This window comes from Roseibium sp. SCP14 (genome assembly GCF_040329475.1).
In the GTDB taxonomy this organism is placed as follows: Bacteria; Pseudomonadota; Alphaproteobacteria; order Rhizobiales; family Stappiaceae; genus Roseibium.
This window is the reverse complement of sequence record NZ_JBDZYH010000001.1, coordinates 70,305-90,916: the sequence shown is the minus strand read 5'-3', so window position 1 is coordinate 90,916 and position 20,612 is coordinate 70,305. Positions and strand designations below refer to the sequence as shown.

Genomic DNA, 20,612 nt, shown 5'->3' with positions numbered 1-20,612 from the left:
CTTCGAGACAAATAGATATTTTCCTAGCCAAAAATGACTTTATCGCGCGCGACCTGATCGCGCAGAAATTCCTGCACGGCTGCGACATGGCGCAAGGGGCGGGAGCTTTCGTGGGTGACCATCCAGTAGGCCCGCCGGAGTTTGATGTCTGGCAGAACTTCAACCAATGCATTGTCTCCGCGGGCGATAAAATCGTGCAGAATACCAATGCCCGCACCGGCCCGGACAGCCTCGGTCTGACCGAGGGCGGAAGCGATCTCAAATCGGGCGGACCAGTTCTTGGTGAAATCTGCGCTGTAGTTCAGGGAAGGGGAATAGAGCAGATCTTCAACGTAATCGATAAGATCGTGCGCGTTTAGATCGCTGGGTGACCTGGGTGTTCCGTGTTCCTTGAGATAGTCCTTGGAAGCATAAAGACCAAGGGCATAGTCAACGAGCTTTCCAGCAACCAGGCGGCCCGTTTCCGGGCGGTCGATGGTGACTGCGATGTCGGCTTCCCGTCTTGAGAGTGAGAACGATCTGGGCACCGGAACCAGCTGCACCTTGAGACCCGGATGTTTTTCCGAGAGCTTGCCGAGCCGTGGGGCGAGATAGGCGACGCCGAACCCGTCCGGTGCACCGATGCGAACAGTGCCGGAAATTTCAGGCGTATCGCCGCCAAGGTCGGCTTCGGCAGCAACCGCTTCGGCCTCCATTCTTTCCGCACGATCGAAGAACCGCGTCCCGGCTGCGGTCAGGAGACAGCCTGATGTTGATCGGTCGAACAGCCGGGCGCCGAGGCTTTCTTCAAGTGCAGTCAGGCGACGCGCGACCGTTGCATGGTTCAGTCCAAGCCGCCGCGCTGCCGCAAGGATCTGACCTGTGCGCGCAATGCTCAGGAAAATACGGATATCATCCCAGTTCATTTCCGTTCGCTTCCCATGTTATTTTCCCGACTGTCAAAGGGATCACCGGTCACACGTGTCATTGCTTTTTGGCGGGCGAGACTTCGTTCGTTAATAGGCACTGTCTAGGCATGGTCCGCCGGATCGCATCCGGAGTGACTTGAAATCTTGAACTCATTCAAATGCCATAACTATAAAAAATGCACAACAGATGCGGAAAACTGGATCTTGTATATTGCAAAAATAAAAGCGACAAAGATCCGGACGATAAGACGGGTCATGCGGCAGCAGGCTGACAGGCCCTGACATCACGGGAGATACTCAGATGCAGAAGATCGGTCATTTTATTAATGGCAAGCACGTCGAGGGCACCTCTGGTCGCTACGCCGACGTTTACAATCCGGCCACTGGTGAAATCCAGGCTCAGGTCGCACTTGCCAGCCAGGCTGAAATGGACGCAGCCATCGCCAACGCGGTTGAAGTGCAGCCTGCCTGGGCAGCCACCAACCCGCAGCGCCGCGCCCGCGTGATGATGAAGTTTGTTGAGCTTCTCAACCGCGACATGGACAAGCTGGCCGAAGCGCTTTCCCGCGAACACGGCAAAACCCTGCCGGATGCAAAGGGCGACGTGATCCGTGGCCTGGAAGTCGCTGAGTTCTGCATCGGCGCACCGCACATGCTGAAAGGCGAGTTCACCGAAGGCGCTGGTCCGGGCATCGACATGTACTCCATGCGCCAGCCGCTTGGCGTTGTTGCCGGCATCACGCCGTTCAACTTCCCGGCCATGATCCCGATGTGGAAGTTCTGTCCGGCAATCGCCTGCGGTAACGCCTTCATCCTGAAGCCGTCCGAGCGCGACCCGTCCGTGCCGATCATGCTTGCGGAGCTGATGATCGAAGCCGGTCTGCCTGCAGGTGTCCTGAACGTCGTCAATGGTGACAAGAGCGCTGTTGACGCGATCTGCGACGATGAAGCCATCCAGGCCGTCGGGTTCGTCGGTTCCACCCCGATCGCCCAGTATGTCTATTCCCGCGCAACTGCCAACGGCAAGCGCGCCCAGTGCTTCGGCGGCGCCAAGAACCACATGATCATCATGCCGGACGCCGACATGGATCAGGCAGCAAACGCTCTGATCGGTGCTGGTTACGGCGCAGCCGGCGAGCGCTGCATGGCCGTCTCCGTCGCTGTTCCGGTTGGCGAAAGCACCGCAAATGCTCTGATCGAAAAGCTGGCTCCGAAAGTCGAAGCCCTGAAGATCGGACCGTACACCGCCGGCGATGACGTCGACTTCGGCCCGCTGGTCACCAAGGAAGCACTTGCACGCGTCAAAGGTCTTGTCGACCAGGGCGTCAAGGAAGGAGCGAACCTCGTTGTCGATGGCCGTGATTTCTCCATGCAGGGCTATGAAAACGGCTACTTCATGGGTGGCTGCCTGTTCGACAACGTCACCAAGGAAATGGATATCTACAAGACCGAAATCTTCGGTCCGGTTCTTTCCGTTGTCCGCGCAGAAACCTACGAGGAAGCTCTCGACCTGCCGCTGAGCCATGAATACGGCAACGGCACCGCGATCTTCACCCGTGACGGCGACACCGCGCGTGACTTCGCGTCCCGTATCAACATTGGCATGGTTGGCATCAACGTGCCGATCCCGGTGCCGCTCGCATACCACACCTTCGGCGGCTGGAAGAAGTCCGGCTTCGGCGATCTGAACCAGCACGGCCCGGACGGGTTCAAATTCTACACCCGTACCAAGACCGTGACCTCCCGTTGGCCGTCCGGTCTCAAGGACGGTGCGGAATTCGTCATTCCGACGATGAAGTAAGGTCTGACCACATTCTGAAAGAATTGACGGCGCCATTTGGCGCCGTCTTGCGTTTTACAACATGTCGATATTTGCGGCTCGACCGTAACAGATAAGACTTGGGTTTGAGGTGCCAAAGTCAATCGAACGGATGTTGCTCAAAGGTTCCGGCGATCTTATCGCTGGTGTCGTTTCGCAGTGTCGTTGGCCTGAACGCGGCACAGCTGGAGAACGAGGATTGAGTAGATCTGTTTCAACCGGCTAGGCACCGTCGATACAGCTCGCTATGTTTCAAACGCGGATAAACCGCATCAATATTTTGATAGATCAATTGGCGGGAGCCTGCTTTTTCGGGTGAATCCTGCCGGGAAAGCGATCTTACATGATACAGAAAGAACAAGTCCGCGAACTTTTCAGAAATCTTGAGACCGGGCATGGCGACGTGTTTTTTGCACGCGTTCGGGACGACGTCAGCTGGACGGTAATGGGGACACATCCGCTGGCCGGGACGTACTCCAGCAAATCCGATTTTCTGCACGCAACCTTCGAACGGCTGAACAAGATTCTGAATGAAGGAGTTGTGCTGAAGGTCGTCGACGTTTACGTCGACGGTCAGGTGGCGATTGTCGAGATGCAGTCGCTTTCAACTGCCGCGAATGGCAAGCCCTTTGACAACCGATATTGCTGGGTTTGCACATTTGATGACAGCGGAATGATCAGCAAAGTGCGTGCCTATCTCGATTCAGCTCTTGTGGCCTCGGTGATCGAAGAAAACGAGGCCAGCTGACAGAAATCGGCTCGTTGTCGACAAAAGAGGCGGATTTGCATTGCCGCCTCTTCTGACGGGTTCGGGCTCAGGCAGCGATGGCTTCCGCTTCAACCATTTGATCGATCTGATAGTGCGACATGGTTACAAGGCCGTCGATTTCCGCCATCACGGCGGCAAAGCCGGGATCTTTCATGACTTTCTGCGCAGCCGTTTTCGCTGCATCCAGGTCCTTCCAGAGAACGACATCGGCAAATAGATTGCGGTCTTCACAGGACTCATAGGCTGACCATGAAATGAACCCGTCATAGTGTTTGACGGTGTCTTGCGCTGCACGACGCGCGATGCGGGCCTTATCTGCATCCTTGACCTTGAATATTACCAGTTCGAGGCACGGTTCATTCATGTCTATCTCCATGTTTTAAAGGGGATATTCCCTTGAGACAAACATCGCACAGGCCTCCTGACACCATCCTGTCAGGACAATTCCCCAACTCTGAATTAAATGTCCTTGCAGTGGAAATTGCTCGATTTGCCATAGTGTGGCATTCATCCAACCAGAGGAAAATCAGCCGGGGCAATGTGGCACGTTGCCCCTTCAACATCAGGACGGCACCAAGCCATTCATGGCAGAGACCGAACGACACAAAACAAGTGATCTGGGAGGGGAGGCGATCGCGTCGGTTCAAGGTGTGGCTGCTATTGGACAGCCATTGCCGGGTGAAACGAAATGCCTGCGGCGTGCGGGCACTTTGATGGCTGTCTCGGATCTGCTCTGGATCTCGCAAGCCGCTCTGATCGCATTTGCATTGGGAATGCTTCTGAGCGCAACCGCAGGCCTGAGCAAAGTGCCGCCCGCAAGTACCTCAATTTGGTGGGTATCGTTTTCTTCCGGTTTCGGCATCATGGCCGTCGCTTTGCTGCGGGTCCTGTTGCAAAATCGCGCCTCGAATATTGCGCGAAAAAGCGCGCGTGAAATCCAGTCGCGGGCGCGGGAAGCGCTTTTGAACGCTGCCATCGCCAGCTCTCCTGCCGCAAGCTTTCCGGCTTCAGGTGCGTTTGCAGCTCATGTGACCGATCAGATCGATCTGCTTGGGCCGTATTATCGAAATTTCGCACCACAATCGGTTCGTCTGAAGATCGTGCCGATTGCGATCGTTCTTGCGACGGCAGTTTTCAGCTGGCTGGCTGCGCTGATCCTGCTGATCTGCGGACCGCTCATTCCAGTGTTCATGGCCTTGGTCGGAACAAGGGCCAAGGCAGCAAGCGCCGCACAGCAGGAGGAACTCACCCGGCTTGGCGGAACGCTTCTCGACCGCATAAGGGGACTGGAAACGCTGACCCTTTTCGGTGCGTTGCAAAGAACGAAGGATGACATCGCCACGGCGGGCGAGCGGTTTCGGGTAGGCACAATGCGGGTTCTGAAAATCGCATTCCTGTCCTCCACCGTTTTGGAACTGTTTTCTGCACTCGGAATTGCCTTTTGCGCGGTCTATGTCGGGTTTTCCCTGCTTGGAGATATCCGGGTCGGCACCTGGAGTGGAGCGCTCAGTTTTCCGGTTGGCTTGTTCGTGTTGTTGTTGGCACCGGAGTTTTTTGCCCCGCTCAGAGCTTTCGCTGCAGCTTATCACGACCGCTCAGCCGGTCTTGCGGCCCAGGAAAAGCTGGAATCGCTCCTGAATGATATTCAAGCGGGTGAAAAGGTCGTTGGAGATTGGCAAAAAAGGCCGGCCGAAACGGCGATACAGGCAAACGTGACCGAAGTCGCAACGCCGCCATCCATCGAGTTTTCCGGAGTCTCGCTTTGCCTGGCTGGGCAACCTGTTTTCAAGGATCTGGATCTGAACATCCAGCCCGGTGACACAGTTCTCCTCAAGGGCGAGAGCGGCAGCGGCAAGACCACGTTGCTTGACTGCGTTCTTGGATTTCATGTTCCGGACCAGGGCGAGATCAGGATCGCTGGTTGTCCTGTCCAGGAAGTCGTTTCCCAATTGCGTCGAAACGTCATGTGGCTTGGACAGGCCCCCCGACTTTTCCATGGCAGCTTGAAAGCAAATTTGCTGATGGGCGCGGAAGACGCTTCCAGCGTCAAAGACGAAGAGATCTGGGCAGCCTTGAAACTGGCCGGCGCGGACGGATTGGTCGGGCGTTTGCCTCAAGGGTTGGATACGCCTCTCGGAGAGGACGGCTTTGGTCTGTCGGTAGGTGAAATGCGGCGTGTGGCGCTGGCCCGTGCGGCCATGCGGAAAAACGCAGGCATCCTGCTTGCCGACGAGCCAACCGCAGGACTGGACGAGGAGACGGCGCAAGACGTCATAAATGGCTTGCGGCAATTGTCGTCTGAAAGGACCACTCTGATCGCCACCCATGATCCTGCTGTTTTGAATATGTCCGGCCGTCAGTTGGATATGCGGGCCTTGAATGCGATTTCGGCGCAGGAGGTTGCCGAATGAATTTGGTCTGGCAATTCGTGTTGAGCCAGTACCGGCATGACCGGCTGCATTTCTGGCTCGGTATTCTGGTGGCGCTGCTGCCGGCGGCCGCGGGAGTTCTTCTTCTCGGAGTTTCGGGATGGTTCATCACTGCAGCCGCCGTTGCCGGTCTTAGCGGTGTTTTTCTGAACATCTTTGTACCAAGCGCGATTATCCGTGCCCTGGCGATCGCAAGAACCGCTGGTCGATACGGTGAACGCGTTCTGACCCACGATGCGACCTTCCGATTTCTGACGGACCTGAGAAATCGTCTGTTTGCCGTTTATGCCGAGCGTGGTGCCAAGGGGGCTCGATCCGCCCTCCTGCTAAATCGGTTGACGATCGATATCACGACGTTGGACTCGGTCTATTTGCGCCTTGTTGTTCCCCTGGTGCTGGCAATTCTCGTTGCGGTCGCCCTCCTGGCAATCTGGATGTCGATTTCAGTGCCGCTGTTTCTCATGGGGCTAATCTTCCTTGCCGTTTGGGCTGCTCTGTTCTGGTTTGCTTATGCGGGGGCGGATCGCAAAACTGCCAGAAGAGTGGATGCGGCATCGGATGCGATGCGTTTGCGCGCGGCCGATCTTGCCGCCGGACGAAGGGACCTGGCGATCTATGGAGGGCTGGAATGGGCAGCGGATCGTGTCCTGGCAGCAGATCGGAAGCTTTCTCACGCGGAAGACATTGAAGATCGGCGAGCCGACAGATTGAACGGCATCTCGCTTTTTGTCGGGCAATCTTTCCTTGCGATGACGTTGTTCATCTGCGTGTGGAGCGCATCGACCAAAGCGTTGAGTGTGCCGTTCGCCGCCGGACTGGTTCTGGTGGTCATGGCCCTGCCGGAGATCCTTGGTCAACCTTTGGCAGGGCTCGTTCGCTTGCCAAGAACCATCCTGGCCATTCGAAGGTCGCTGACGACAGAGGTGGGCAGATCACGAGAGCAGGCAGGTACAACGAGCACTGGAGAGCCTGATCAGTCTGATCCGGATAAAGCCGTTCTGCGCTTCGCTGGCGTGTTGTTCCGCTATCCAGGCGCAAAACGGAACGTTCTTGAAAATCTGTCGATGCAGATCGAACCAGGGGAAGTTGTTGCGATTGCAGGACGCAGTGGCTGCGGCAAAAGCACTGTCGCGGCGCTTGCTTCGCGGCTTCGGGTGCCTGACGAAGGACAGGTCGTTCTGAAGGGCAGGGAACTGGCGTTTTGGGACGAGCAACATCTGCGCCGTTCGGTGACCGTGCTCAGCCAGCGACCTTATATCTTCAACGATACCGTCGCCGCCAACTTGCGGATCGCAAATGCCGAGGCTGGCGACTCAGACCTCTGGTCGGCATTGGAGAAGGCCGCGCTTGCCGACCGGATTTCAAAAAACCGCAACGGATTGCAAACGGTTCTGGGGGAAGGCGGACTGGGCCTTTCGGGAGGAGAATGCCGACGCCTTGCCCTTGCCCGGGCGTTTTTGACCAGACCGGATCTTTTCATACTCGATGAGATGACGGAAGGGCTCGACGCGCAAACCGCCAGTGAAGTATTGGCAAGGTTCCTTGAGTTCCGGGGAGGCGCAGCCGTTCTGATGATTGCCCATAAGAAACTGGAGCTGAATGCAGCCGACAGGGTTGTGCAATTATAGGAAATGCCTGCGCGTCAATATGCGCACCCAGGGTAGGATTGTTTCCGTTTTCCCAACGATTCCAATCCGTTTTTCTGCACTTTCCGGTTGTCCATTACGATCTGCCGCATTGACCTTGCCGGGTGGCTGGGCCACGATCACCGTGGTTGAAGACTCGTATTTTTAGACAATTGGTTGACGGAATTGGCATGGATCCGCCGTCCGACGTGATCGGACGATTTGGCCCTGCCGGATTGTCTTGAAACTCTGACGTCTTTGCCTGGCTTCGTGCTCAAGTCTGTTCCGGCTTGAAAAGGGGGAAGAGGATGGAATTAAACGTCGTTGACCTGTCCCGGCTGCAATTTGCCATGACAGCGCTCTACCACTTCCTGTTCGTACCCTTGACCATCGGGCTTTCCGTTCTGCTCGCGACCATGGAGACGGTCTACGTCATGACCGGTCGCGAGATCTGGAAACGCATGGTCAAGTTCTGGGGTACGCTCTTCGGGATCAACTTTGTCCTTGGGGTGGCAACGGGCCTTACCATGGAATTCCAGTTCGGAATGAACTGGGCCTATTTCAGTCAATATGTCGGTGATGTCTTCGGTGCTCCGCTCGCGATCGAAGGTCTGATGGCCTTCTTCATGGAAGCGACCTTTGTCGGCCTCTTCTTCTTCGGTTGGGACAAGCTTTCCAGACGACAGCATCTTGCTGCAACCTGGGCCGTGGCACTGGGAACAAACTTCTCCGCCCTCTGGATCCTCATCGCGAACGGCTGGATGCAGAATCCGGTTGGTTCGATGTTCAATCCGGACACGATGCGCATGGAAGTCACAAGCTTCTTTGAAGTTCTGTTCAATCCGGTCGCTCAGGCAAAGTTCGTTCACACCGTTTCGGCCGGTTACGTGACCGCCGCCATGTTCATGCTCGGGGTTTCGGCCTGGTACATGCTTCACGGCCGGCACATTGCGATCGCCAAACGTTCAATGGCAATCGCATCAGCCTTCGGTTTTGCATCGGCTCTGTCCGTGGTCGTCCTCGGCGACGAGAGCGGCTATGAGGCCAACCTGAACCAGAAAATGAAACTGGCAACGATGGAAGCCATGTGGGAAACCGAACCGGCTCCCGCATCTTTCAACATCGTTGCCTGGCCGGACATGGAAAAGCGCGAGAACCTCTTCGCAATCGAGGTGCCTTATGTGATGGGTCTGATTGCCACTCGCTCACTGACGGATGTCATTCCGGGCATCAAGGAGCTGGTTGACCGCTCGAAGGATCGTATTCGCCAGGGAGCAATCGCCTGGGACGCCCTTCAGCAGATCCGGGCCAATCCCGAAACCGTCAGCGAAGACGTGCGCGAGACTTTCCGCCAGAACGAAAACTCGCTTGGTTACGCCTATCTTCTGTTGCCGTTCACCGACAATCCGATGGAAGCAACCACCGAGCAGGTCGAGCAGGCTGCGTGGTCAACCGTGCCCAACGTCTTCCCGATGTTCTATGCCTTCAGGATCATGGTGGCGTGCGGCTTCTTCTTCATCCTGATCACATCGGTGTTCTTCTACTATTCCTCGTCCGGCAAGCTGGACGAACTCCGGGAAAAGCGCCGCTGGCTGCTGCATGTCGCGGTCTGGTCAATTCCATTGCCCTGGATCGCCTGCGAGATGGGCTGGTTCGTCGCCGAGTATGGCCGTCAGCCCTGGATCATCGAGAGTATGCTGCCGACATCAGTGGCGCATTCCAGTCTTACCGTAACTGAGGTTCTGCTGACGCTCGCCGGTTTTGTGGCGCTTTACAGCACACTGCTGGTGGTCGAGATCGCCTTGATGATCAAATACATCAAGATTGGTCCCGACGACGGTGTACCGGCGGATAGCCAGTCACCCGAAGCCAGCCGCCCGGTTGCCGGCGCAGCCCCTGTTCCAGCGGAGTAATGACACATGATTCTGCATGAACTGATCGACTACTCAACGCTGAAAATAATCTGGTGGGTGCTGCTCGGCATTCTCCTGATCGGGTTTGCGGTGACGGATGGGTTCGACATGGGCGTCGGTGCTCTTCTGCCATTTGTCGCCGAAACCGACATTGAACGCCGGGTCGTGATCAATACGATTGGCCCGACCTGGGAAGGAAATCAGGTCTGGTTCATTCTGGGAGGTGGTGCGATTTTCGCCGCATGGCCACCGCTCTACGCTATAAGTTTCTCCGGATTCTATCTGGCGATGTTTATCGTGCTTGCTGCCATGATCCTGCGTCCGGTTTCCTTCAAGTATCGGTCCAAGCGGCCAGACCCTTCCTGGCGCGCGACCTGGGACTGGGCACTTTTCATAGGATCATTCGTTCCGGCTCTCGTGTTTGGCGTTGCGGTTGGCAATGTGCTGCTTGGGGTGCCCTTCAAGCTGGATCTTGATCTGCGCATGACCTACGAGGGCTCTTTCTTCGGATTGTTTTCGCCGTTCTCCCTGTTGTGCGGGCTTCTGTCGGTTTCAATGCTTGTGATGCACGGAGCGGTCTGGCTGGTGATGCGCGCTTCTGGAGAGATTGCCATGCGGGCGCGGCGGTTTGGCACTGTTGCTGCCTTGCTCGCGATCGTCCTGTTTGCGCTCGGCGGCTATCTCGTCTCCAGCGGGTACGTCGAAGGGTACCGGATTACGTCCGAGATCGACCCCAACATGCAGGCCAATCCACTTGCCAAGCAGGCGGTGATTGAAGGGGGGGCATGGATGGCAAACTACGCCGCCTATCCGATCCTCTGGATCGTGCCGGGACTTGGCTTTCTCGGTCTGCTGGGAACGTTGCTTTTGCTTCAGACCAGAATGGAAATGCTGATCTTCGTCTTTTCCAAATGGGCGGTCGTCGGCATTATCTCAACGGTCGGCATAACCATGTTTCCGTTCATCCTGCCATCCTCGGTGCAGCCGGGAGCAAGTCTCACGGTTTGGGATGCCTCTTCGACACATCGGACTTTGTTCAACATGCTGGTGGCGACGGTGATCTTCCTGCCGTTGATCCTCGCCTACACGGCATGGGTCTACAAGGTCTTGTGGGGCAAGGTGGATGAAGAAACCATCGAGCGCGACAATCACACGGCATATTGAGGAGAAATCTTATGTGGTATTTTGCATGGGCTCTTGGAATGCCGCTCGCTTGCTGCCTCGCGATCCTGAACGCGATGTGGCTTGAGTTGCGCTCCGACGATGAGCGACGGCAGCGCGAAAACGGCTAGCCCGAACACTTGAAACATTGTTGGAAACAGGCCGCCTCGAAAGCGGCCTGTTTTTTTGTTGTCAGTACGACAACAGGAGCAGTCGTTCGGCGGTCTGTAGGGAAAGACGTACGGCGCCGGTCTGCCTGCTATCCCATCAACCAAACAAAGACGCCGATGCTGATCAGGTAAAGTCCCACGATCAGAGCTCCTCCCAGAATTGTGACGGATGTTCCGCTACCCGTTTCCTGGTCGAGCCAGAATTTCAAAGCGCGCGTTGCCAGAGGCATGACGGCCCAGGTGAGAATGACAACGCTCAGAACGTTGGAAACAAACATTGAAAGCGGCAGACCCCAGGACGAGATGAGGGGGGAGACGAAAAGCGTAAGCAGCATGACTGTCGGGTAAAGCGTCAACAGCACGACCATCGCCATTCTGACTTGGGAGGGCCCGCTTTCACCTTCGCCGGCTGCATTGGCAAACCAGTCTTCGAAGCCCCTGCCAACCCGCCGGACATGCACCTTTTCGAAGTATGGTTCGGCCTGCTTCAAGAGGTCCTTGTGAATATCCGATGCGAACCAGTCATCAAGGTGCCGGGCTGAATCGAACCGAAAGATCACCACCCATTCGTTCTGCAAACCGGGCAGCGGTTTGATCATTTCGGTGCCCAGAAATCCCGGAAACTTCTTTGCCGCAAGATCCATGTCGAGCTGCCACTCCTGATAAGCTTCCTCGCAACCAGGTTTCACAAGCTGTGAAATCACGACTGTGACGGGGAGAGCAGACGGCTTGCTGTTGGCAACGACCTGCTGAATGACGGGCGTGCCAAACCTTCTTTCCGAGTTTTCAACGGCGGACTTGTAAGCGATGTCATCGAGAAGGGCCTTCAGATTATCGATGGTGTCATAGGTGAGGACCTGGACCCATTGGTCCTGAACGCCTTCGAGCGGCTTTTGAAGATCGATATCGATGAGCCCGTCATGCTGCTTGGCCAGTGTTACGAGTTCATTGTGCCATTGCTTGTAGCTCAGGTCGTCAAAGTCTCCTGGATCGCGCGACAGCACCACAACGCCGGTTTTGATCGTCTCCTGCATGGCTCGCCTGCTCTAATGGATGTGGTTGCCGAGTTTCTGATAGAGAAGATTGCCGCTGACATAGGTTGCCTCGACAGCGCGCTCGTCGCCAAGCATCATCATGCCGAAGGCTTCATGCTCCATCCGCTCACGTCTCTGTTCCTCAACAGGCCTGCTTTCGTCGATGATTGCGTTTTCGGCCCGGAAGGCGAGAGCAGGGGTAGGACGCGTGTTCAGGACAACGATATCTGCGAATTTTCCTGGATCAAAACTGCCGATTTCGTCTTCAAGCAGCAGGGATTTGGCACCTCCAAGAGTCGCCAGATAAAGCCCTTTCAGTACCGACAGCTTCTGCGTCTGCAGCGCCGCGACTTTGTAGGCATCGTTCAGGACACGCAGGATAGAGAAACAATCACCGGCCCCCATGTCGGTTCCCACGCCGACGAGCACCGGCGTTTCCACCGATTTTGCCTTGTGAATCATGAACAGTCCGCTGCCGAGATAGAGATTGGATGCCGGACAGAACGAGATCGACGACTTCGATGATGACATTCTGCGGTAGGCGTCATCGCTCAAGTGAATTGCGTGACCGGCTGTGAATTTCGGACCGACAATGCCAGCGCGCTCATAAACGTTCAGATAGTCCTTTGCTTCAGGAAAGGCCTCGGCGACCTGTGCAATCTCCTTGTGGTTTTCAGACATGTGGGTGTTGACCCACGTATCCGGGTATTCGCCTTTGAGCTGACCACAACGGTCGAGCTGTTCCCGGGTCGAACCAAGGGCGAAACGCGGTGTAATCGCGTATTTGTTGCGCCCCTTCAAATGCCAACGTTCGATCAGATCCCTGCTGTTGGCGTAGAACGTGTCGGCGGTGTCCAGATACTCGGGAGGGGCAAGGCCGGGTCGATCAATGCCGGTCAGTCCCGCAATCATGCAGATATTGCGCTCGCTGCAGGCCTCAAAAAAGGCGTCCACTGACTGAGGAAATGTCGTCGTAAAGACTTGGGCCGTTGTTGTGCCGTTAGCAAGCAGCATGTTCAGGAACCGGTCGGCGACCTGGCGCGCATAAGCCTTGTCGCGAAATTTGAGTTCCGTCGGAAAGGTGTATTTCTCCAGCCATTCAAGCAGCTGCTCGCCGAAAGCGGCTATCATCTCGGTCTGGGGGTAGTGCACATGTGTGTCGATGAAACCCGGCATGATCAACCGATTGGCATATGTGGTCGTTTCCACGTCGGAATATTTGTCTCCAAGCTCCTCGTAAGAACCAAAGTCCGCGATCTTTTCACCATCAATCACAAGAATGCCGTCAGTCAGGTAGCGCACGGCTTCCTGCTCGTCCTTGTAGAAAGGGTCATACAGAAAATCGAGAAAGGCTCCTCTTATCGCTTTCATTTTCGCCTCCGAATTCCAAACGTTTCGGTATGTGCAGCAACGCTTGAACAACAGTCAGAAAAAACTCCATTGGAAGGATGGTTTTACAAATATGACGTAACGTCAACTGCCCTGGCTTCAATTTATGGTTTCTGTAGAAGTTGAATGTGAGTGCGGGTTTATTTGATCAGGTAGGGAAAAAAAACGTCGGAGAACTGAAATCCGGCAATAAAAAAGCCCGGCCGATTGGCCGGGCTTTCAATCGCACTGGAAAAACCAGGAAGCTTAGGCAGCTTCGACTTTCGCCTCGCGGATCTTTTCCAGGATATTCTGCGGAGAAGAAACGCCGTAAGGGTCGCTTTCGCAGTTGTCGGAGAAGCCTTCTTCTTCGAACCACTGCTCAACAACACCGTCATTGACGACAGCGCCATAGCGCCAGGAACGCATGCCGAAGCCGAGATTGTCCTTGGCAACCAGCATGCCCATCTTGCGGGTGAATTCCCCGGAGCCGTCCGGGATAACCTTTACGTTGTCAACGCCCTGAGCCTTGGCCCATGCGTTCATGACAAAAGCGTCGTTGACGGAGATGCAATAGATCTCATCAACGCCTTCAGCCTTGAACTCTTCATAGAGCTTCTCGAAATCCGGCAGCTGGAATGTGGAGCAGGTCGGAGTGAATGCGCCCGGAAGGGAGAACAGAACGACCTTCTTGCCCTTGAAGTAGTCGTCGCTCGTCTTGTCTTCCCAGCGGAACGGATTCGGGCCTTCGATGGACTCGTCACGAACGCGGGTGCGGAAGGTAACGAAAGGAACTTTTTTGCCGAGCATAATTTAACTCCTGGTTTCTTGAATTTCGAAAGACGCCGGGGCTTCGCTTTTGAATAAAAAGGAGGTCGGTTCGCCCGAGAGTGCGACCCGAATTCTGGAAGCAACACGCGCAGCGTCCTGCAGCTTTCGCGTAGCTCAATTGCTGCGTTGCGACAAGAGGTTTTTGCACATTAGAATAATTTAAATCTGTTAAAACGCGGATCTCCCTGGTCGACCTAAACGGTTGTGGTCAAATGACTTTAGGAAAAGACGTATATTTCGTGTGGGGCGAAAATCCTTACCCGGGGTTAAATGGGTGGGGCGTCTTGCCGCACCGCCCAGTTGATCTTCGCTAGACGTTTTACCCGGACGGTCCAACCACTTGGGATCAAAGGAAAAGCAGCTGATACGAATGCGTGTTTTTGAGAGGAAACGCATTCGCGAAAAATGGACTGTGGCCAACAGAAGCCAACAGGAACATGCCTGTATACATGGTAAAAATTGCTGATTAAGCTGCCTCGGCTTGGGTGTGAGTGCGCGATTTCCACCTTTGGGGCTAATGAAAGATTCGCAAAGCATAGGCTTTGAATGCGACATGTGTTTCTTGCGGTGAGATGGGGCTGTATCGGTCTGACCGCAATTGTGTTCCTCGGCCAACTCGTCATGGTTCTGATGCGGTATTTGCTCGGAATCGGTTTCCTGGAAATTCAGGATGCGGTCAATTATGCCTTCGCGGCCCTCGTTGCCTTGTCCGTTGCCGTCGCTTTTGATGCCGACCGGCATGTGCGTGTTGATGTTTTCCGCCAGAAAATGACGCTAAAAGCCAACAACTGGATCGACTGGTTTGGAGACCTGATGCTGGCACTGCCGGTTTTCTGCCTGATGCTGTGGACAGCGTTTCCGCTTGTGCGCAGTTCCTGGGCCATACTGGAAGGTTCACCCGAGACGGGTGGTCTGCCGGGATTGTTCATCGTCAAGACCTGCCTTCTCATTCTTCCTGCGCTGGTCATTCTGCTGACCCTGACCCGCTTGATCGGCAAGCTTCGGCGAGCGTCCTCATGAGTGCAGACATCGTTTGGCTGGTCCTGATGACTATCGCGGTTTTCGCCTGCATTCTGTCGGGTGTTCCGGTCCTTCTGGCGATCGCCGGTGCACCGACCATGATCGCGCTTCTGGCCGCAAGCTTTGGCGACTTCGATCTGGTTTTCTTTCAGGCCGTGCCGCAACGGGTCTATGGCATCATGACCAACCCGCTGTTGCTAGCGGTGCCGCTCTTCGTTCTGATGGGGCTGCTGCTGGAGAAGTCGCGCCAGGCGGAAAAGATGCTCAAGAGCCTGACCGCTGTTCTCGGCGGTCACCAGTCTGCGCTTGCTCTTTCAGTGGTTCTGGTCAGCGCGCTCATTGCCGCGTCTACCGGGATCATCGGTGCAACCATCGTGATGCTCGGAACCATCACCTTGCCGGCGCTCCTGAATGCCGGCGTGAACAGACACATGAGCAGTGGCTTGATTTGCGCCAGCGGAACGCTTGGCCAGATCATTCCTCCTTCCATCGTGCTCATCCTTCTGGGGGACCAGGTTTCGAACGCCTATTTCGAGGCCCAGCAGGAAGCAGGCAACTTCGCACCTGATCCGGTTACGGTTGGGGACCTGTTTGCAGGCGCTCTCATTCCCGGCCTGTTGTTGGTAGCGCTTTATGCCGCCTATGTTCTCTTTCGGTTGCGCGGTTCAGCCGACAAGGCTGAAGGAGACAAGGAAAGGACCAAAGTTACCGCAGCGCAGCTTGTCAGGGATATTGCGCCAACGCTTGGTTTGATCGTTGCGGTACTCGGCAGCATTCTGATTGGCATTGCAACGCCAACTGAAGCTGCCGGAGTTGGCGTCGCCGGAGCCATTCTGATCGCCGCAGCCGGGCAGGGAGGTTCTGCCCCACGCGTTGCCGTTCTTTGTGCTGTTTTCGCAATCGGAATGCTCATTCTGCGCCAGGCCGGTGTGCTCGGACTGATATTTTCCGAAGGCAAGATCGACTGGTCCTTGCAATCAATTGCATCTGTGCTGGCGACTGTTGTCGCGTTTGCCCTTCTGCTCAGTGCCGCCTTTTCCTTGATCTCCAGGGACGTCTTGCTGCCGGCTGTGCGCGAAACGGTCACGATCACGGGCATGATCTTCGGCATCGTTATTGCAGCAAGTGTGCTCTCTTTGGTGTTCCGGGGATTTGACGGCGATGAACATGTCGCCGAACTGCTTCAATCGCTGCCAGGCGGGGCTTACGGCATGCTGCTTCTGACGATGCTGGTGATTTTCCTGCTTGGCTTCATTCTGGAGTTTGTCGAGATCATTTTCATTGTCGTTCCGATTGTCGGACCGATCATCCTGCAATCGGATATCAGTCCGGTCTGGTTTGCCGTTCTGATCGCGCTTAACCTGCAAACGTCCTTCTTGACGCCGCCGTTCGGATTTGCGCTCTTCTATTTCAGATCGGTTGCACCTTCGGATATTCGCACATCGGAAATCTACGCCTCGGTCATTCCGTTTGTGGCCATTCAGTTGTTGGCGCTGGCGCTGGTCGCGAGCTTTCCGGTTTTGGCAACCTGGCTACCGGCAGTTTTGTTCTGATAAATCGCATAAGGGAGACTTCACATGAAAAGACGGGATTTCTTGAAAGCGGGAGCCGTCGCCGCACCTGCAACCATGCTGGCCGCACCCGCGATTGCCCAGGGCAAGATCGAGTGGAAATTGCCGACGTCCTTTCCAGCCAAGGCGCCGGGTGTCGGCACAAATGTGACCACATTCGCCAAACGCGTTGAGGAAATGTCCGATGGACAGCTGACGTTCAAGGTTTTTTCCGGCGGCGAACTGGTGCCTCCGTTTGGCGTTGAAGATGCTGTCGAGCAGGGAACTGCTGAAATTGGCCACTCGACACCTTATTACGCGGCTTCCAAGAACTCGGCGCTTCACTTCTTCTCCGCTGTGCCCTTTGGCATGACAGCGGTCGAAACGACTGCCTGGCTGCGATTTGGTGGCGGACAGGAGCTTTGGGACGAGATCTATGCAGAGCGTGGATTGAAGCCGTTTTACTCAGGAAACTCCGGCGTCCAGGCCGCCGGCTGGTTCAAGAAGCCGGTAGAGGGCCTGAACGATCTGGCGGGTCTGAATATGCGCATTGCCGGTCTCGGCGGCGAAGCCATGCGCAAGCTCGGTGTCAACGCCGTTCTGTTGCCACCTCCGGAAATTTTCCCGGCCTTCCAGTCCGGCGCCATCGATGCCGCCGAATGGGTAGGCCCCATGCTGGACATGGCCTTCGGTCTGCAGAAGGTTGCTAAATACTGCTACGTTCCTGCGTTCCACGAGCCATCGGCCGCATTGGAAATCGTAGTCAACAAGGAAGCTTACGAAGGGCTGCCGAAGCACCTGCAGGCGATCATCGCAAACGCTGCTGAAGCGTCGTCAGTGGAGATCACAGCCCAATTTGACTACTACAACGCCGTCGCCATGAAGAAACTGAAAGAGGACGGTGTCACATTCGCAGCGTTCCCGGACGACGTCATGTTGGCGTTGAAAACAGCCGTTGGCGAAGTCATGACGGAAAATGCCGAGGCAAACCCGAAGTTCGCCGAAGTTCAGAAGAGCTACAACACGTTCCTGGATCTTGCGAAGGACTATGCCGCCGAGGTGAAGGCGTCGACATTCATTCAGCGGGTCTGATTGTAGCGGTCTGCCGGGACTTGAAGAAGGCTCCGGCAGACCTCATTTGGCCGCCAGACGCTCCCGGTAGACGATGTAAGTGCCGCTGGCGATAATGATTGCCGCCCCGACATATGTGGCGGCGTCGGGTATCTCTTCCCACAGCAACCAGCCGAACAGCGTGGCCCACAACAGAGCGGAATAATCAAACGGCGCAACCACGCTTGCCGGGGCAAGCCGAAATGCCTGGGGCATCAGGGTTATGCCCGATGTTCCGAAAAGCGCGATGCCCAGAAAAAGCCAGGCGTCTTCCAGTCGCGGCGAAACCCAGAAAAACGGCATGGCAAAAGCGCTGAGCAAGGCCCCGGCACCCGCAAGATAGAGCGTGAGTGTCCAGACACTTTCGCGAGGATCGACCTATCGGGCGCATCCGCAATTCCATTTCCGGGTCTCGGCTGGAGAGATATCGATGGGAAGTCCGACCACAGCGATAGCATGGCAGGCGCGTCGTTCCGACAAATCTCGCCAATCGTCGTATCAAATTCCGCTTGCCTCAACGAAAACGCGATCTACTCGTCCGAAAAACGCTTCTTTAACATCGGTTCACTCCTCTATCATCAGAAATGTACCCAAAATTAGCGCTCAATTCGGACCACGCTAGTGTGTCTGATCAAGACGATTATCGATCTTTTCAATCAGTCGTCGTGTTTGCTGAGGTACGAGGGCCGGTGTTTTGCCTAGTTTGTCCGGCCACCGGCACGGGCGCCAACCCAGTCAGCGAGAGCCTTAATTGTGGTCTCCTTTGAGAAACTCCCTCTCGATTCAACATCGATCTGCTGATCATGGATCTTGAAAAACGAGACAACATGGGGGCAGAACAGGGGTTACCGTAAAACGCTCGAGCAACACGTTCTGATTGGCGTTTCCGACAACGCAGGCCTCATACATTTTTCCAGTTTCTGCTTCGTTTGAGGAGCGCGCGCGAAGTTACTTCTTTACGAGAGCCTAGTCTTTGATCAGCTTATAGAGATTTGTTTTTCTGCCTATGTAGTCAGCGCCTTCGTGAGACAGATGATGGCCGTCGTAATAGAGAAGAATGTCCTCCGGCATCATTTCACACCCGGTTTCGGAACATAGAAGGTCGGGCAAATACAATGATCGCACATCCGCGCTCGCCACTTCGAATATTCCAATTTGATCTGAAGCAGACGCCAGAAAATCTTCATATTTCATATCGCAATGCGTATTCTGCCAGCCGAATTGAGCGATCCTATAATAGCAGTATCCGACATTTGTGCCGTTCATGGGCGTAAATGAATACAAAAACGGTTCCATACCTTGCCTGCGTATCCAGTCGACTACCCCGATCAGCCCCGCTGCTATCATTCGCGAATCTGACAAAGTCATCGAACCTTCGCCGGTCATCACTTTCTGACTTCCTTTGAAGTCCAAAAAAGCGGACGCAAGGACGACGTGTGTCACCGTGTCGTTTTTCTCCAGCCAATTCATGACGCTGCGGTTGAAAGCAAGACAGTTGCGCGCCCACTCAGAGCCTCGTCTCGCGCTCGCAAGATCAAGTAGTGCTGGGCATCCGCTTCCGGAAAACTGAATGATCTCTGCTTCCGGATTTGCGGCCAGTATGGATCTTGCGGCATGGCGTGCGTGCGAGTCACCCCAGACCGCAATTGTCGGCGTCGATGATGTCTTGCAATACTCAGTGCTATCGGCGATCCTGCCACAATTCTCTGTCAGCCCGAGATTACGCTGCAGCCGATTATCAAGATCGGTCAAGACATCTGGACGAAACGGCAGTTCCCTTTTTCCGTGGATGACGGTCAGCCGAGATGAGGCGACAAAGGCCACACAGACCATAAAGCACACGGCGACGAGTTGGACGTTGCTCTTCACTATCCGGCGCTGCCGGACCGGGGTCTCGACGAAAATGTAGGTAAGCGACGCAAGCAACACGCACAGTAGGATCAGAACGCCATACCCAGTTCGTGAAATATTCTCCGCACCATACACGAACCCAAAATATACGAAAATCGGCTGGTGCCAAAGGTAAAGGCTATAGCTGACGAGACCGATAAACACCAGCGGCCGTGTCGACAGCAGTTTGCCGACGAGCGTGCGTTCATCTGCCACAGCCAGCACCAGAATGGTCCCGGCCACCGGTATCAGGGTCCAAAAGCTCGGATAGGCGAATTCAGGCGTCAGCAATGCGACGGATAGAGCTATCACGACGATGCCGATGGTTGCCGCAATTTCACGCCAGACGCCGGCGATGCGCTCAAGGAAAACAGTGTTCAATGTCGCAAGGAGGCAGCCGGCTGCCAGCTCCCACGCCCTGGTGAAAGGCAGAAAATAGTTTACTCGCTCCTCGACGGCAGACAAATATTCGGACAGAAGAAGACTGCCCAGGAATACCAGTGCCAAGCCGACGACGAATGCTTTACGCGACAAGGACATCAGAACAACCAGAAAGACCGGAAAGACAATGTAGAACTGCTCTTCGATGCCCAGGCTCCAGGTATGCAGGAGCGGACGGAACGCGTCGCTCAGGTCGAAATATCCGCCCTGATTCATGAAGTGAAAATTGGAGAAGAAAAGAACGACGGTGATCGTTGTTCGTGCGAACTCCCGAAGCCGGTCCATCGGTAGAAACGCGTAGGAAAACAGAAAACAGAAAAACAACACGACAAACAGGGCCGGCAACAGTCTGCGCATTCGCTTTACGTAAAAGTCAAAGAGGGAAAAAGTCCGAGCCTCGTAATCCCTGAGCACTATTCGCGTTATCAGATACCCACTAATCACAAAGAAGATGTCGACTCCGACAAAGCCGCCCGCAAATGCTTCGAACTTCGCATGGGAGAACAAGACAGAGCAAACAGCGATTGCTCTCAGGCCGTTGATTTCAGGTCGGTAAACTATACTCATGCCAGCA

General features: G+C 55.3%; 16 protein-coding genes and 1 pseudogene. 10 read left to right on the top strand and 7 right to left on the bottom strand.

Translation table 11 applies throughout. The features are described from left to right. Positions 1 to 23: 23 nt before the first annotated feature. Positions 24 to 905 carry a LysR family transcriptional regulator gene (locus tag ABLQ08_RS00445; RefSeq protein ID WP_352938141.1) on the bottom strand — a complete coding sequence of 294 codons (882 nt, stop codon included), beginning with the start codon at positions 903 to 905 and terminating at the stop codon, positions 24 to 26. 304 nt (positions 906 to 1,209) lie between these two features. On the opposite strand from ABLQ08_RS00445, the gene ABLQ08_RS00440 reads away from it, so the two are divergent. Together ABLQ08_RS00440 and ABLQ08_RS00435 are read left to right on the top strand one after the other, a co-directional pair. Continuing rightward, positions 1,210 to 2,709, top strand: a complete 1,500-nt coding sequence (locus ABLQ08_RS00440) for a CoA-acylating methylmalonate-semialdehyde dehydrogenase (protein WP_352938139.1) — start codon at positions 1,210 to 1,212, stop codon at positions 2,707 to 2,709. A 361-nt stretch (positions 2,710 to 3,070) separates the two neighbouring features. Continuing rightward, positions 3,071 to 3,475: a nuclear transport factor 2 family protein gene (locus tag ABLQ08_RS00435; protein WP_352938137.1), complete on the top strand. Its 405-nt coding sequence runs from the start codon at positions 3,071 to 3,073 to the stop codon at positions 3,473 to 3,475. Between the two features lie 67 nt (positions 3,476 to 3,542). Here ABLQ08_RS00435 and ABLQ08_RS00430 read toward each other — a convergent pair whose 3' ends face one another. Continuing rightward, positions 3,543 to 3,860, bottom strand: coding sequence for a hypothetical protein (locus ABLQ08_RS00430; RefSeq protein ID WP_352938135.1), 318 nt, complete (start codon positions 3,858 to 3,860; stop codon positions 3,543 to 3,545). A 220-nt stretch (positions 3,861 to 4,080) separates the two neighbouring features. On the opposite strand from ABLQ08_RS00430, the gene cydD reads away from it, so the two are divergent. The 5 genes from cydD to cydX all read left to right on the top strand — a co-directional run bounded on the left by cydD (position 4,081) and on the right by cydX (position 10,755). Further along, positions 4,081 to 5,907, top strand: coding sequence for a thiol reductant ABC exporter subunit CydD (gene cydD, locus ABLQ08_RS00425; RefSeq protein ID WP_352938132.1), 1,827 nt, complete (start codon positions 4,081 to 4,083; stop codon positions 5,905 to 5,907). Further along, positions 5,904 to 7,553, top strand: a complete 1,650-nt coding sequence (gene cydC, locus ABLQ08_RS00420) for a thiol reductant ABC exporter subunit CydC (protein WP_352938130.1) — start codon at positions 5,904 to 5,906, stop codon at positions 7,551 to 7,553. Before cydD ends, cydC begins: the two co-directional genes overlap by 4 nt. Positions 7,554 to 7,858: 305 nt before the next feature. Further along, on the top strand, positions 7,859 to 9,463 hold the full coding sequence (locus ABLQ08_RS00415) for a cytochrome ubiquinol oxidase subunit I (RefSeq protein WP_352938127.1): 1,605 nt from the start codon (positions 7,859 to 7,861) through the stop codon (positions 9,461 to 9,463). A gap of 6 nt (positions 9,464 to 9,469) precedes the next feature. Further along, positions 9,470 to 10,627 (top strand): cytochrome d ubiquinol oxidase subunit II, encoded by a 1,158-nt coding sequence (cydB, locus tag ABLQ08_RS00410; RefSeq protein ID WP_352938124.1) that lies wholly within the window; start codon positions 9,470 to 9,472, stop codon positions 10,625 to 10,627. Between the two features lie 11 nt (positions 10,628 to 10,638). Next, complete coding sequence (gene cydX, locus ABLQ08_RS00405) at positions 10,639 to 10,755, top strand: cytochrome bd-I oxidase subunit CydX (RefSeq protein ID WP_352938122.1); 117 nt, start codon at positions 10,639 to 10,641, stop codon at positions 10,753 to 10,755. A 128-nt stretch (positions 10,756 to 10,883) separates the two neighbouring features. Here the strand turns inward: cydX and ABLQ08_RS00400 are convergent, their stop codons facing one another. The 3 genes from ABLQ08_RS00400 to ABLQ08_RS00390 form a co-directional block, all read right to left on the bottom strand. Beyond that, a complete protein-coding gene (locus ABLQ08_RS00400; RefSeq protein ID WP_352938120.1) occupies positions 10,884 to 11,828 on the bottom strand; it encodes an antibiotic biosynthesis monooxygenase in 945 nt (314 codons plus the stop codon). Between the two features lie 12 nt (positions 11,829 to 11,840). Further along, positions 11,841 to 13,199 carry a guanine deaminase gene (gene guaD / locus ABLQ08_RS00395; protein WP_352938118.1) on the bottom strand — a complete coding sequence of 453 codons (1,359 nt, stop codon included), beginning with the start codon at positions 13,197 to 13,199 and terminating at the stop codon, positions 11,841 to 11,843. Positions 13,200 to 13,463: 264 nt separating this feature from the next. Beyond that, positions 13,464 to 14,006 (bottom strand): peroxiredoxin, encoded by a 543-nt coding sequence (locus ABLQ08_RS00390; protein WP_352938117.1) that lies wholly within the window; start codon positions 14,004 to 14,006, stop codon positions 13,464 to 13,466. Between the two features lie 567 nt (positions 14,007 to 14,573). Between ABLQ08_RS00390 and ABLQ08_RS00385 the strand changes: the two genes are divergently transcribed. Genes ABLQ08_RS00385 through ABLQ08_RS00375 form a run of 3 tightly spaced genes read left to right on the top strand, consistent with a single transcriptional unit; the run spans position 14,574 to position 17,689 of the window. Next, a complete protein-coding gene (locus ABLQ08_RS00385; protein WP_352938115.1) occupies positions 14,574 to 15,047 on the top strand; it encodes a TRAP transporter small permease subunit in 474 nt (157 codons plus the stop codon). After that, positions 15,044 to 16,600 carry a TRAP transporter large permease gene (locus tag ABLQ08_RS00380; protein WP_352938113.1) on the top strand — a complete coding sequence of 519 codons (1,557 nt, stop codon included), beginning with the start codon at positions 15,044 to 15,046 and terminating at the stop codon, positions 16,598 to 16,600. The genes ABLQ08_RS00385 and ABLQ08_RS00380 overlap by 4 nt, the downstream gene beginning before the upstream one ends. 24 nt (positions 16,601 to 16,624) lie before the next feature. Further along, on the top strand, positions 16,625 to 17,689 hold the full coding sequence (locus ABLQ08_RS00375; protein WP_352938111.1) for a TRAP transporter substrate-binding protein: 1,065 nt from the start codon (positions 16,625 to 16,627) through the stop codon (positions 17,687 to 17,689). A 42-nt stretch (positions 17,690 to 17,731) separates the two neighbouring features. On the opposite strand, the pseudogene ABLQ08_RS00370 reads toward ABLQ08_RS00375, so the two are convergent. Continuing rightward, positions 17,732 to 18,058, bottom strand: a pseudogene (locus ABLQ08_RS00370) (EamA family transporter); the annotation flags it as partial. 615 nt (positions 18,059 to 18,673) lie between these two features. Continuing rightward, complete coding sequence (locus tag ABLQ08_RS00365; RefSeq protein ID WP_352938109.1) at positions 18,674 to 20,605, bottom strand: acyltransferase family protein; 1,932 nt, start codon at positions 20,603 to 20,605, stop codon at positions 18,674 to 18,676. Positions 20,606 to 20,612: the final 7 nt, after the last annotated feature.